Origin of the sequence: Variovorax davisae, assembly GCF_030316845.1 — a bacterium.
GTDB lineage: Bacteria > Pseudomonadota > Gammaproteobacteria > Burkholderiales > Burkholderiaceae_C > Variovorax > Variovorax davisae.
Genome location: NZ_JASZYS010000011.1, coordinates 99,799 through 113,180, shown reverse-complemented (window position 1 = coordinate 113,180; position 13,382 = coordinate 99,799). Strand labels below are relative to the sequence as shown.

Here is a 13,382-nt window from a genome sequence, read left to right as displayed (position 1 = left end):
GGGAATGATCTCGACCTTGGTCGCCGCCACGCGCCGCTTCGGCGCCGAAGCGGCGACCTCGTCGCGACGCCGAGGGTTCGACGACGGCTTGGCAGCGACCCGGTCCCGGCTGGCCGACGCCTCGACCCCGGTCGCCTGCGAGCTCGCAGACTTCAGGGGTTCGTCCGCACGGGCGTCGGGCTGCGGCTCCGGACCCGGCAGCGGCGCGCCTTCGATCGTCGTTTCAGCGACGGGGCTCTGGGGCGCCTCCTGAGGCGCGGATGCGAGCGAGGTCTGCAGCGACACGGGCGACGGGTTCGGGGCTGGCAACCCAGCGTCCACGGCCGGGTCCCGGGTCTCGGGCGCCGCCTGAAGGAGGCGCTGCTGCGAACCCGCGACCGGCGCCTCACGCACCGTGCGGGTCGAATACCAATACACGAAGCTCGCCGCCGAGGCGAAGAGGACGAAGAACAGCGACAGCAGCGGGACGCCGATCCTGGAAGGCAGCGCTGGCCGTGGGCCACGTGTCGGCACCGGCTTTCGAAGCGGTGCGCGTGCAGGCGCTGGACCCGCCGGCCTGGGCGGGGGCACGGCCCGCGCCGCGCGCGCGTCCGGCAAGGTCGGAAGAAAGGCCGCCGCGTCGAAGCGCAGACCGGAGAACTTGCCCGCGCAGCCATGGCAGTATCTGGCGCGGTCCTTGTTGGCCGTGTGGCACGAGTCGCAGTATTTCGTCATTTGCGGGCTCCTGCGGAACGTCGTGCGCCATCACGGCGCCGCGACATGCAGCGCACGGGACGGCGATGGACCCGAATCCCGATTCACGGAGTCGGCTGTTGGCGCTGCAGTGGCCCTCGACATCGCGCTCCCCAGTGAATTGTGATGAGCTCAGATTGAACGCCTTTCTCGCAATGGGAGGGGTCGTTCTCGCAAGGCGGGCACCTGGACATTTGGTAACAGAGAGTTACGCAATGCAGCGCGTCGGAGCAGCCGCCTCAACCCGCCCTGAAATACCCCGTCACCAAACCCCGGGTTTTCCATTAATCAATCCACTTGATTTATTAACTACGGGATTCCAAACTCTGTTGCCCGTCCTCAATACTTTTTTGGCAAACAGGAGACAAAACCGATGCTCAAGCTCACCCTCGCCGCCGCGTTGACCTCTGCCGCGCTGGCCGCCCAGTTCCCCGTCCAGGCCGCCGAGCCCGTGATCGGCCTGATCACCAAGACCGAGACCAACCCCTTCTTCGTGAAAATGAAGGAAGGCGCCTCGGCCGAGGCCAAGGCCAAGGGCGCCAAGCTGCTGTCCGGGGCCGGCAAGACCGACGGCGACAACGCCGGCCAGGTGGCGGCGATGGAGAACATGATCGCGGCCGGCGCGAAGACCATCCTGATCACGCCGAGCGACGCCAAGGCCATCATCCCGGCCATTAAGAAGGCCCAGGAAAAAGGCGTGATGGTGATCGCGCTCGACAGCCCCACCGATCCGCAGAGCGCCACCGACGCCCTCTTCGCCACCGACAACTACCAGGCCGGCGTGCTGATCGGCCAATACGCCAAGGCGGCCATGGCCGGCAAGCCGGTGAAGATCGCGACGCTCGACCTGTTCCCGGGCCACCCGGTGGGTGCCCAGCGTCACAACGGCTTCCTGCAGGGCTTCGGGCTCAAGAGCAACGACGCCAAGAACAACGAACTGGCCCGCCCGGCCGAGGTGGTCTGCATGGCCGACAGCTTCGGAGACCGCGCCAAGGGCCAGACCGCGATGGAGAACTGCCTGCAGAAGAACCCCGACATCAACCTGGTCTACACCATCAACGAGCCGGCCGCCGCCGGCGCCTTCAACGCGCTGCAAAAGTCGGGCAAGGACAAGAACGTGATGATCGTCTCGGTCGACGGCGGCTGCGACGGCATCAAGGACGTGGCGGCCGGCAAGATCGCCGCCACCTCGCAGCAGTACCCGCTGAAGATGGCCGCCATGGGCGTGGCCGCCGGCGTCGACTACGCCACCAGCGGAAAGAAGGTCAGCGGCTACACCGACACCGGCGTCACCTTGATCGCCGCCAAGCCGGTGGGCGGCGTCGAGAGCAAGGACACCAAGGTGGGCACCGAGCTCTGCTGGGGCAAGAAGTAGGCGCTGCCGCCGCACGGAACAGCACACCATGACCGCCACCACCCTGAATGCCAAGCTGCCCCCGCTGGGACAGCTGGGCCCGTTCATCGCCCTGCTGATCGCGTGTATCGCCTTCGGCTTCACGACCGACCAGTTCTTCAGCGGCGAGAACTTCTCGCTGATCCTCCAGCAGGTGACAGTGGTCGGCGTGATCGCGATCGGCCAGACCCTGATCATCCTCACGGCCGGGATCGACCTGTCGTGCGGCATGATCATGGCGCTGGGCAGCATCGTGATGACCAAGCTGGCGGCCGACATGGGGCTGCCCGCGCCGCTGGCGATCCTGGCCGGCATCGCGGTGACGGCCGGCTTCGGGCTCGTCAACGGCCTGCTGGTGACGCGCATCAAGCTGCCGCCCTTCATCGTCACGCTGGGCACCTTCAACATCGCCTTCGCGATCACCCAGCTGTATTCAGGCGCACAGACCGTGACCGAGGTGCCGCCGATGATGACCTGGTTCGGCAGCACCTTCGCGCTGGGCGGCACCAACGTCGCCTACGGCACCGTGCTGATGATCCTGCTCTACCTGGGCGTCTGGTTCTGGCTGCGCGAGACCGGCGCCGGGCGGCACGTGTACGCGGTCGGCAACAACCCGGAAGCGACCCGCCTGGTCGGCATCCCGCCCGAGCGCGTGCTGCTCGGCGTCTACGTGCTGGCCGGCGTGTTCTACGGCATCGCCTCGCTGATGTCGGTGGCGCGCACCGGCGTCGGCGACCCCAACGCGGGCCAGACCGAGAACCTCGACGCCATCACCGCGGTGGTGCTCGGCGGCACCAGCCTGTTCGGCGGCCGCGGCATGATCCTCGGTTCGCTGGTCGGCGCCGTCGTGGTGGGCGTGCTGCGCAACGGCCTCACGCTGATGGGCGTGTCCTCGGTCTACCAGGTGCTGATCACCGGCATCCTGGTGATCGTCGCCGTGACCGTCGATCAGCTTTCACGCAAGGGAGGCCGCTGACATGACCGCCACCACCGCACCCCTCGTGATGCAGGCCAAGGGCCTGGTCAAGCGCTACGGCCAGGTCACGGCGCTGGACGGCGCCGACTTCGAGCTGCGCGCCGGCGAGATCCTGGCCGTGATCGGCGACAACGGCGCCGGCAAGTCCTCGCTGATCAAGTGCCTGTCGGGCGCCACGGTGCCCGACGAGGGCCAGATCCTGCTGGACGGCAAGCCGATCCATTTCAAGGCCCCCATCGACGCCCGCCGCGAAGGCATCGAGACGGTCTACCAGGACCTGGCCGTGGCGCCCGCCATGACCATCGCCGAGAACCTGTTCCTGGGCCGCGAGATCCGGCGCGAGGGCTTCCTCGGCAACGTGCTGCGGATGCTCGACAAGAAGAAGATGCTGGAGCAGAGCATCGCCCGCATGAACGACCTCAAGGTCGGCATCCGCTCGATGACGCAGGCGGTCGAGACGCTGTCGGGCGGCCAGCGCCAGTGCGTGGCGGTGGCGCGCGCGGCGGCCTTTGCCAACCACGTCGTGATCCTCGACGAGCCGACCGCGGCGCTCGGCGTCAAGGAAGGCAACATGGTGCTCGAGCTGATCCGCCGGGTGCGCGACAAGGGCCTGCCGGTGGTTCTGATCAGCCACAACATGCCGCATGTGTTCGAGATCGCCGACCGCATCCATGTGGCCCGCCTCGGCAAGCGCGGCGCGGTGCTGAACCCGAAGAAGATCAGCATGAGCGACACGGTGGCGGTCATGACCGGGGCCCTGCCGCCCGAGCAACTGCCCGCCGAATGCCTGGCGTGAGCGGGGCGGTGCGTGCGATGACGGCCCCCCCATCGGCCGACGACGGGTCGCCCGAGGCGACCCGGCTGCGCCCGCGCGGCTCGAGCCAGGGCGGCCTGCGCCAGTACAACGAGCGCGTGGTGCTGCAGGCGATCCGCAACCACGGCCCGATGCCCGGCGCCGAGCTGGCGCGGCTCACCCGGCTGACGCCGCAGACCATCTCGCTGATCACCAAGCGGCTGCTCGACGACGGCCTGCTGCTGCGCGGCGCCCTGTTGCGCGGCAAGGTCGGCCAGCCCTCGGTGCCGCTGGCGCTGAACCCGGACGGCGCCTTCTCGATCGGCATCAAGCTGGGCCGGCGCAGCCTCGACATGCTGCTGGTCGACTTCACCGGCGCGGTGCGGGCGCGGCGCAGCCTGAGCTACGACTATCCCCGGCCCGAGGCGGTGTTCAGCGAGATCGCGGCGCGGCTGGCCGAGTTCCATGCGCTGCTGGGCGCCGCCGAGCAGGAGCGGCTGCAGGGCATCGGCATCGCGGCGCCGCTGTCGCTGGGCGGCTGGCAGGCGCTGCTGGGCGTGGAGGCCGACCGCGCCGCGGCCTGGAACCGCACCGACGTGCGGGCGCGGGTGGCGGCGCTGTCGACCTTGCCGGTGAGCTTCGTCAAGGACACCGCGGCCGCCTGCGTGGCCGAGCTGGTGGCCGGGCGCGGACGCAGCGTGCGCAGCTTCGTCTACATCTTCGTCGACACCTTCGTCGGCGGCGGACTGGTGATCGACAGCCACCTGCGCGGTGGGCTCAACGGCAACGCCGGCGCGATCGGCTCGCTGGCCCTGCACCGGGCGCTGCCGGGCGACACCGCGCCACCGCCGCAGCTGCTCAGCGTGGCCTCGCTGATCATGCTGGAGCGGCGCTTCGAGCAGGCCGGGCTGGACCCGGCCGCGGTGTCCGACCGGCGCGCGCTGCAGGTGCCCTGGCAGCCGATCACGCAGGCCTGGCTGGAGGAGGCCGCACCTGCGATCGTGCTGGCGATCCACGACGCCGCCTGCCTGCTCGACCTCGAGGGCGTGATCATCGACGGCTCGTTCAGCCGCGAGCTGCTCGAGGCGCTGCTCGAGGCGGTGTCGGCGGCGCGCAGCCGCTACAGCTGGGAAGGCGTCGAATGTCCGCAGCTGCTGCCGGGCACCACCGGCTCGGACGCCCGCGCGCTGGGCGGCGCGCTGCTGCCGCTGCATGCCAATTTCGCGCCCGACCGGGACCTGTTCCTGAAGCTGGACAAGGGAGCGGGCTGAGGGCCAGCCTCACCGCAGCCCGCCGCCCAGCGCACGCTTCCTCCACTCGGCGGCGCTTCGTCGCCTGCGCTTGCTCCCTTTGCGCATGAGCACATGCGCAAAGCTTCGTTGGCCGCGTCGCGCCGCGCACCTAGAGTCGCGGACGCCGAACGGGCCGCAGAAAAAGCGCCTTCTCACACACTGGAGCGGCGCTGCCGCCCGACCCCGCCACCGCACATTCTTCCGAGAGACGACCCGATTTGGCCTGCCGCGAATTGCTGCTCAACGCGTTCGACATGAACACGGTCGGCCACCTCGCCCATGGGCTGTGGCGGCACCCGCGCGACCGCGCCACCGACTACAAGGACATCGCCTACTGGCAGGACCTGGCGCGCACGCTCGAGCGCGGCCTGTTCGACGGCCTGTTCCTGGCCGACACCACGGGCGTCTACGACGTCTATGGCGGCAGCGCCGACGCCGCACTGCGACACGCGATCCAGCTGCCGGCCAACGATCCGGCGGTGCTGGTGCCGGCGATGGCCGCGGTGACCGAACACTTGGGTTTCGGCATCACGGTCAACCTCAGCCACGAGCCCCCCTATCTGTTCGCGCGCCGCATGTCGACGCTCGACCATCTCTCGCGCGGCCGCCTCGGCTGGAACATCGTGACCGGCTTTCTCGACAGCAGCGCGCGCGCCACGGGCAGCTCGGGGTTGACCGGCCACGACGCCCGCTACGAACGCGCCGACGAGTTCATGGACGTGGTCTACCAGCTCTGGGAGGCCAGCTGGGACGACGACGCGGTGGTGGCCGACGCGCTGCGCGGCGTGTACGCGGAGCCCTCGCGCGTGCACCGCGTGAGGCACGACGGCCCGCACTACCAGATCGACGCGATCCACCTGAGCGAGCCATCGCCGCAGCGCACGCCGGTGCTCTACCAGGCCGGCGCCTCCGCGCGCGGCATCGCCTTCGCGATCAAGCACGCCGAGTGCCTGTTCATCCCCAACCAGGGGCGGGCAGCCACCGCGAGCCTGGTGAAGACACTGCGCGAACGCATCGCCGAGGCCGGCCGCGACCCGGGCTCCGTGCGCATCCTCACGAGCCTGGAAGTGATCGTCGGACAGACCGGTGCCGAGGCGAACGACAAGCTGGCCGACTACCGCCGCCATGCCGAGCCGCGCGCGGCACTGGCCCAGTTCGCCAGCGCCACCGGCATCGACCTGTCGCGCTACGAAGGCGACGAGCCGATCCGCCCCGCGGGCGGCGAAGCGATCCAGTCGGCGCACGACGCGATCACCCGCGGCAGCGCCACGGGCGCCTGGACGGTGAACCGGCTGCTGGCCGGGATGACGCTCGGCGGGCGCTTCACGCCGATCGTCGGCGCCGCCGCCGAGGTCGCGACCGAGCTCATCGACTGGGCCGATGCGACAGGGGTCGATGGCTTCAATCTGGTGCGCACCGTGACGCCCGAGGGCTTCGCCGACATCGCCGACCTGCTGGTGCCCGAACTGCAAACGCGCGGGCGGTTCAAGCGCGCCTACGCGCCCGGCACGCTGCGCGAGAAGCTGCTGGGTGGCCCGCCGCGGCTCGCCCTTCCCCATCCCGGTGCCGCCTGGCGCCGCAACCCCTGAACATCAGAAAGACCCCGTGTCTGCCCTCCCCTCCCACGCCACGGCCGATGCGCCGACCGCCACCCTGATCCGCGACGACGCGCACGCCCTGGCGGTCGCCCGTGAACTGGCCGCCCGTTTTGCACCCGGCGCGGCCGAGCGCGACCGGCAGCGCAGCCTGCCCTTCGCCGAAATCGACCGCTACGCACAGAGCGGCCTCTGGGGGCTCGCCGTGCCGCGTGCCTTCGGCGGCCCGGCGGTGTCGCACCTGACCCTGTCCGAGGTGACGGCCCTGATTTCCGAGGCCGACCCGGCGATCGGCCAGATCCCGCAGAACCACCACTGCCTGGTCGATGCGATCCGGCTGGTCGGCACCCCGGAGCAGCAGCGCTTCTTCTTCGCCGAGGCGCTGGCCGGACGGCGTTTCGGCAATGCCGTGTCGGAGACCGGGACGGCCAACGCCAAGGTGGTCAAGACCCGGTTGGCGCGCACGCCCGGCGGCCTGCGCCTCGATGGCCGCAAGGCCTATTCGACCGGCGCGCTGTTCGCGCACTGGGTGCCGGTGGCGGCCCTCGACGACGAGGGCCGGCAGGTGCTGGTGTTCGTCGAGCGCCACGCCCCCGGCCTGATGGTCGAGGACGACTGGAACGGCTTCGGCCAGCGCACCACGGCCAGCGGCACGGTGATCGCCGACAACGTGGCCGTGACGCCGCTGCAGGTCGTGGCCCGGCACCGCCTGTTCGAGCCACCGACGATCCACGGCGCCTTCGCCCAGCTGCTGCACTCGGCGATCGACCTCGGCATCGCGCGCGCGGCGCTCGCCGACCTGCGCCACTGGGTGCGCGAACGCGCGCGGCCCTGGGCCGACAGCGGGGTCGCGCATGCCGCCCAGGACCCGCTCACGCTGTCGCGCGTCGGCGAACTCGTGATCCGGCTGCACGCGGCCGAGCTGCTGCAGGAACGCGCCGCCGGCCATCTGGACACGGCGCGCGACGACGCGGGCGCGGCCTCGGTGACCGAGGCGTCGATCGCGGTGGCGGAGGCGAAGGTGGCGACGACCCAGATCGCGCTCGACGCCAGCAGCAGCCTGATCGAGCTCGGCGGCACCCAGTCGACGCTGGCCGAACACAACCTCGACCGCCACTGGCGCAACGCCCGCACCCACACCGTGCACGACCCGCTGCGCTGGAAATTCCATGCCGTCGGCGACTTCTGGCTGAACGGCACCGCGCCGCGCCGCCACGCCTCGCTCTGAGGCAGCCCGCTCCTTCACCTTCCGGATCGAACCCTCCATGCAACGACGCCATCTGCTCCAGGCCGGCTCGGGCGCCGGCTTCCTGGCCGCCCTGCCCGCCACCCTTGCGCTCGCCCACGCCCAGTCCCGCAAGGAAACCGTGCGCGTGCTGGCCGAAGGCACCCCCAACTCGCGCGACCCGCACGGCGAGGGCGTGAGCCGGGAATCGCTCGGCACCTTCACCAACATCTACGACCGCCTGATCCACTTCGACCGCATCAAGCTGCCGTCGGGCGTGTACCGCTACGACTACGCGCGCTTCAAGGGCGAACTGGCCGAACGCTTCGAGCAGTCGGCCGACGGCAAGACGCTCACCTTCCACCTGCGCCGGAACGCGACGTTTCATGACGGATCGCCCGTGACCGCGAACGATGTCAAGTGGTCGCTCGACCGGGCCGTGAGCCTGCCGGCCTCCAAGCGCCAGCTGGCCACCGGGTCGCTGACCGATCCCGCGCAGTTCACGGTCGTGGATGCCCACACCCTGCGCATCACGCTGCCGCGCGCCGACCGCTACACGCTGCCGAACCTGGCCCTGACTTTTGCCTCGGTGCTGAATGCCGAGCTGGCCAAGAAGCATGCGACCGCCGCCGATCCGTGGGCAGCCGAATGGGTGCGCAACAACGCAGCCGGCGGCGGTGCCTATCGGATCGAATCGTGGACCCCGGGCCAGCAGGTGGTCTACGCCCGCTTCGACGACTGGAAGAGCGGCGCGCTGCCGTACGTGCGGCGGGCCGTGTTCCAGACCGTGCCCACCGCGGCGACGCGCTCGGCCGCCCTGCAGCGCGGCGACGCCGACGTCGCCCTGCAGTTGCCGCCCAAGGACATCGACGCGCTGGCGGAGCTCCACACGCTGCAGGTGGTGTCGGTGCCGGTCACCAATTCGTTCCGCTTCATCGCCTTCAACACCCGCGCCAAGCCCTTCGACGACGTGCGCGTGCGCCAGGCCGTGGCCTATGCGCTGCCCTACACCAGCCTGTTCCGCGGCGCCAGCTTCGGCCACGGCCAGCCGCTCTTCGGCGCGCCGTCGGCCAAGCCCGCCAGCAGCGCCTTTCCGCAGGCCTACCCCTACGACACGCAGTTGCAGAAGGCCAGGGAGCTGCTCGCCGCGGCCGGCTACCCCCAGGGCTTCAAGACCAGCTTCAGCTACAACGTCGGCGACGCCACCATCGGCGAGCCGGCGGCGCTGCTGGTGCAGGAGGCCCTGTCGAAGATCGGCATCGCCGTGACCATCGAGAAGGTGCCCGGCGCCCAATGGGGCACGCTGCAGACCGACAAGAAGCTGCCCTTCTACATCGACACCTCCTCGGCCTGGTTCAACGACCCGGACTACTTCTTCCGGATCTTCTTCCAGGGCGACTGGCGCTGGAACTTCGGCGCCTTCGAGAATCCCGAACTCGCCCGGCTGGTCGAGCAGGCGCGCTGGGAGACCGACAAGGCCAAGTACGACGCGCTGATCCGCCAGGCGATCCAGATCGTCTTCCGGGAACTGCCGATCGTGCCGCTGTGGCTGCCTTCGTACGATATCGCGCTGCAGCCCGACCTGGCCAACTTCACCTACTACATCCACGGCCAGGTCGACTTCCGGCCGCTCACGCGGACGTGACGCGGCCGCCTTTCCCATGATCGTGCGGCGCTTGCTCGCCACGGTGCCGATCCTGATCGGCGCCGCGGTGTTCACCTTCTTCCTCACGCGCGTCCTGCCCGGCGATGCGGCGTCGTTCCTCGCCTCGGGGCAGGCCACGCCGGCCGAGGTCGCACAGCTGCGCCAGTCGCTCGGGCTCGACCGCCCGCTGCCCGAACAGCTGCTGCACTACCTGGCCCAGCTGGCGCGGGGCGATTGGGGGCGTTCGTTCACCACCGGGCAGGCGGTCACGGCCGACCTGCTGCAGCGGCTGCCCGCTTCGCTCGAACTGACCTTCTTCGCTTTCGGGCTGGCGCTCGCCACCGGCATCCCGCTCGGCGTGGCCGCCGCCACGCGGCCGGGCTCCTGGATCGACCACCTGTGCCGCGCGATCGGCACGGCCGGCAGCTGCGCGCCGACCTTCGTCGTCGGCCTGCTGCTGATCTACGCCTTCTACTTCCTGCTGGGCTGGGCGGCCGAGCCCATCGGGCGCATCGACGCCCTGGTGGCGCCGCCACCGACACGCAGCGGCTTCCTGCTGGTCGACGCGCTGCTCGCGGGCGACGGCGCCGCCTGGCGATCGGCCTTGTCGCACCTGCTGCTGCCCGGCCTCTCGATGGCCCTGTTCTCGGTGGCACCGCTGGCGCGCATCACGCGCTCGGCGATGCTCGCGGTGCTGGCCAGCGACTTCATGCGCAGCGCTCGCGCGCTCGGTCTTCCCCGCCGCCGCGTGCTTTTCGGCTATGCGCTGCGCAACGCGCTGCTGCCGGTGCTCACCACGCTGGGCATGGTCTTCTCGTACATGCTCGGCGCCAACGTCGTGGTCGAGAAGCTGTTCGCCTGGCCGGGCATCGGCAGCTACGCGCTCGACGCGCTCATGGCCTCGGACCCGGCGCCGGTGCAGGGCTTCGTGCTGCTGGTGGCGACGCTCTTCGCCCTCGTCAACCTGCTGGTCGACCTGGCAGGCGCCGCCGCCGACCCGCGCCTGTCGGCCGCGCGATGAAGCCGCTTCGACACCGGCGCCATGGCGCGCACCGCGGGTTGCCGCTGTTGCCGGCGGCCGCCTTGCTGCTGCTCGCGCTCCTGGGTCCGGCCATCGTGCCGCAGGACCCGTTCGCCACCGACGTCGCCATCGGCCTGCAGCCGCCCTCGGCCGCGCACTGGTTCGGCACCGACCAGCTCGGGCGCGACGTGCTGAGCCGGGTGATCTGGGCCACGCGGCTCGACATGGCGATCGCGTTCTCGGCCGTGCTGATCTCGGCCGTTGCCGGCAACCTGGTGGGCGCCACCTGCGGCTTCCTGGGCGGCGCGCTGGACCGCTGGGTCGGCCGGCTGGTCGACGTGCTGATGGCCTTTCCGCTGTTCGTGGTGGCCATGGCGCTGGTCGCCGCGCTCGGCAATTCGGTGGGCAGCGTCATCTACGCCACCGCGCTCATCAACCTGCCCTTCTACATCCGGCTGTCACGCGCCGAAGTGGCGGTCCGGCGCCACGCCAGCTACGTGCAGGCCGCGCGCCTCGGCGGCGCCGGCGATGCCCGCCTGCTGTTCGGCGTGCTGCTGCCCAACGTGCTGCCGATGCTGGCCGTCCAGGTGTCACTCAACCTGGGATGGGCGATCCTCAACGGCGCCGGGCTGTCCTTCATCGGCCTGGGGGTGCGCCCGCCGACGCCCGAATGGGGCGTGCTGGTGGGCGAAGGCGCCCAGTTCATCCTCACCGGCCAATGGTGGGTCGCGCTCTTCCCGGGCCTGGCGCTGTTCGCGGCGGTCTACGCGTTCACGCTGGCCGGCGATGCCCTGCGCGACCGGCTCGACCCGAGGCAGCGCACGTGACCGCCTCCGGGGTACTGCTCGAAGTGCAGGGGCTCTCGGTGCGCTTCCGGCGCGCCGACGGCGCCCACGTGCACGCGCTGGACAACGTCACTTTCGACCTCGCCGCCGGCGAGACCCTCGCACTCGTCGGCGAGTCGGGGTCCGGCAAGTCCGTCACGGCGCTCGCGCTGGCCGGCCTGCTGGAACCGTCGGCCGAAATCCTGGGGGGCAGCGTGCGCCTGCGGGGGCGCGAACTGCTGGGTGCCGGCGAGCCGGCGCTGCGATGCGTGCGCGGCAGCCAGATCGCGCTGATCTTCCAGAACCCGCGCCGCTCGCTGAACCCGATCCGCCGGGTCGGCGACCAGATCGCGGATGCGCTGCAGGCGCGACGCCCACGGCCGGCGCGCCAGGCCCATGCCCAGGCGATCGAAGCCCTGGCGCAGGTCGGCATCGCCGACCCCGCGGCGCGCGCGCGCGCCTATCCATGGCAGCTGTCCGGCGGCATGTGCCAGCGCGTGATGATCGCGCTGGCGCTCAGCGGCGAGCCGGCGCTGCTGGTGGCCGACGAGCCCACCACCGGCCTGGACGTGACGACGCAGGCCGCCGTGATGACACTGATCGCGGCGCAGGCGCGGGCGCGCCGCATGGCCACGCTGCTGATCACGCACGACCTGGCACTGGCCTCCGAATACTGCGACCGCGTCGCCGTGATGCATGCGGGCCATCTGGTCGAGGTGGCGCCGGTGCGGCGGCTCTTCGAGGCACCGGCCCATCCCTACACCCAGCACCTGATCGATGCCACCCCCCGACGCGGCCTGTCGCTGCAGGGCTTGCGCCCGGTGCCGGGCGAACTGCCCGACCTCGCGCGCGACGATCTCCCGGCCTGCCGCTTTGCCGAACGCTGCGAACGCCGCATCGACGGCGACTGCGACCGGCCACCCCCGGTGACCCGCCTTGCCGACGGTCATCAAAGCGCATGCTGGAACCCGCTGTGAGCGAGCCGCTGCTCGAAGTGCGCCACCTGCGCAAGAGCTTTTCCATGGCCGGCGCGGCACCGGCGCGCTGGCTGTCCGGTGCGCCGGCGCCCCGGCTGCAGGCCGTCGACGACCTGAGTTTCGAAATCGCCCGTGGCGAGGCGCTCGGACTGGTCGGCGAGTCCGGCAGCGGCAAGTCGACGGTGGCCGGCCTCATCGCCCGCCTCGACGATCCCGACGGTGGCGAAATCCGCTTCCAGGGGCAAGACCTCGCGCGCTGGCCGGCGCGCAAGGCCGCGCATGCGCCCTGGCGCACCGACATCCAGATGGTGTTCCAGGACCCGGGCGACAGCCTGGACCCGCGGCTGAACGCCTTCGACGCCATCGCGGCGCCGCTGCGCCGGCTCAAGGGCTTCACGGGCGACGCACTGCGCCGGCGCGTGCATGCCGCCGCCGAGCAGGCCCGCCTGCCGGCCGCCCTGCTGGCGCGGCGCCCGCACCAACTCTCGGGCGGCCAGGCCGCGCGCGTGGGGATCGCGCGCGCGGTGGCGCTCGAGCCGGCGCTGCTGATCCTCGACGAGCCCACCAGCGCGCTCGACGTCTCGATCCAGGTCGGCATCCTGCGCCTGCTCGACGAGCTCAGGCGCGAGCTCGGCATCGGCTACTTGTTCGTCTCGCACGACCTGCAGGTGGTGCGGCTGCTGTGCCAGCGCGTGCTCGTGATGTACCGGGGGCGCCTGGTCGAGGCCGGCGAGACCGCGCAGGTGCTCGACCATCCGGCGCATCCCTACACCGCGGCGCTGGCCGCGGCCGCGCCGCTGTTCGGCGGCCCGCCGGGCCGATATGCGCAGCGCACCTAAGCAAGCGCGAAAGCCTTCCTTGGGCGACGCGACACCCGCACTTAACCTGCCCGTCGCATCCAGGTCACGT

The 13,382-nt window shown here is 70.9% G+C and carries 12 protein-coding genes; all 12 read left to right on the top strand.

Annotation, left to right across the window (positions count from 1 at the left end; genetic code table 11):
* The first annotated feature begins 4 nt into the window (after positions 1-4).
* The 12 genes from QTI33_RS23745 to QTI33_RS23690 all read left to right on the top strand — a co-directional run bounded on the left by QTI33_RS23745 (position 5) and on the right by QTI33_RS23690 (position 13,312).
* On the top strand, positions 5-253 hold the full coding sequence (locus QTI33_RS23745) for a hypothetical protein (protein WP_286508819.1): 249 nt from the start codon (positions 5-7) through the stop codon (positions 251-253).
* A gap of 852 nt (positions 254-1,105) precedes the next feature.
* Positions 1,106-2,107 (top strand): sugar ABC transporter substrate-binding protein, encoded by a 1,002-nt coding sequence (locus QTI33_RS23740; RefSeq protein ID WP_286508818.1) that lies wholly within the window; start codon positions 1,106-1,108, stop codon positions 2,105-2,107.
* Between the two features lie 28 nt (positions 2,108-2,135).
* Positions 2,136-3,101: an ABC transporter permease gene (locus QTI33_RS23735; RefSeq protein ID WP_286508817.1), complete on the top strand. Its 966-nt coding sequence runs from the start codon at positions 2,136-2,138 to the stop codon at positions 3,099-3,101.
* 1 nt (position 3,102) lies between these two features.
* Positions 3,103-3,897 carry an ATP-binding cassette domain-containing protein gene (locus tag QTI33_RS23730; protein WP_286508816.1) on the top strand — a complete coding sequence of 265 codons (795 nt, stop codon included), beginning with the start codon at positions 3,103-3,105 and terminating at the stop codon, positions 3,895-3,897.
* 17 nt (positions 3,898-3,914) lie between these two features.
* Positions 3,915-5,165 carry an ROK family protein gene (locus tag QTI33_RS23725; RefSeq protein ID WP_286508815.1) on the top strand — a complete coding sequence of 417 codons (1,251 nt, stop codon included), beginning with the start codon at positions 3,915-3,917 and terminating at the stop codon, positions 5,163-5,165.
* A 239-nt stretch (positions 5,166-5,404) separates the two neighbouring features.
* Entirely contained in the window at positions 5,405-6,775 is a 1,371-nt protein-coding gene (locus QTI33_RS23720) for an LLM class flavin-dependent oxidoreductase (protein ID WP_286508814.1), read from the top strand.
* Positions 6,776-6,791: 16 nt separating this feature from the next.
* The gene (locus QTI33_RS23715; RefSeq protein ID WP_286508813.1) at positions 6,792-8,009 is read left to right on the top strand and encodes an SfnB family sulfur acquisition oxidoreductase; all 1,218 of its coding nucleotides are present in this window, start codon (positions 6,792-6,794) and stop codon (positions 8,007-8,009) included.
* Positions 8,010-8,046: 37 nt separating this feature from the next.
* Positions 8,047-9,651 (top strand): ABC transporter substrate-binding protein, encoded by a 1,605-nt coding sequence (locus QTI33_RS23710; RefSeq protein WP_286508812.1) that lies wholly within the window; start codon positions 8,047-8,049, stop codon positions 9,649-9,651.
* A 16-nt stretch (positions 9,652-9,667) separates the two neighbouring features.
* Positions 9,668-10,672, top strand: coding sequence for an ABC transporter permease (locus QTI33_RS23705; RefSeq protein ID WP_286508811.1), 1,005 nt, complete (start codon positions 9,668-9,670; stop codon positions 10,670-10,672).
* The gene (locus tag QTI33_RS23700) at positions 10,669-11,499 is read left to right on the top strand and encodes an ABC transporter permease (RefSeq protein ID WP_286508810.1); all 831 of its coding nucleotides are present in this window, start codon (positions 10,669-10,671) and stop codon (positions 11,497-11,499) included. Before QTI33_RS23705 ends, QTI33_RS23700 begins: the two co-directional genes overlap by 4 nt.
* Positions 11,496-12,473, top strand: coding sequence for an ABC transporter ATP-binding protein (locus tag QTI33_RS23695; RefSeq protein WP_286508809.1), 978 nt, complete (start codon positions 11,496-11,498; stop codon positions 12,471-12,473). The genes QTI33_RS23700 and QTI33_RS23695 overlap by 4 nt, the downstream gene beginning before the upstream one ends.
* The gene (locus QTI33_RS23690; RefSeq protein WP_286508808.1) at positions 12,455-13,312 is read left to right on the top strand and encodes an ABC transporter ATP-binding protein; all 858 of its coding nucleotides are present in this window, start codon (positions 12,455-12,457) and stop codon (positions 13,310-13,312) included. Before QTI33_RS23695 ends, QTI33_RS23690 begins: the two co-directional genes overlap by 19 nt.
* The last annotated feature ends 70 nt before the right edge of the window (positions 13,313-13,382 follow it).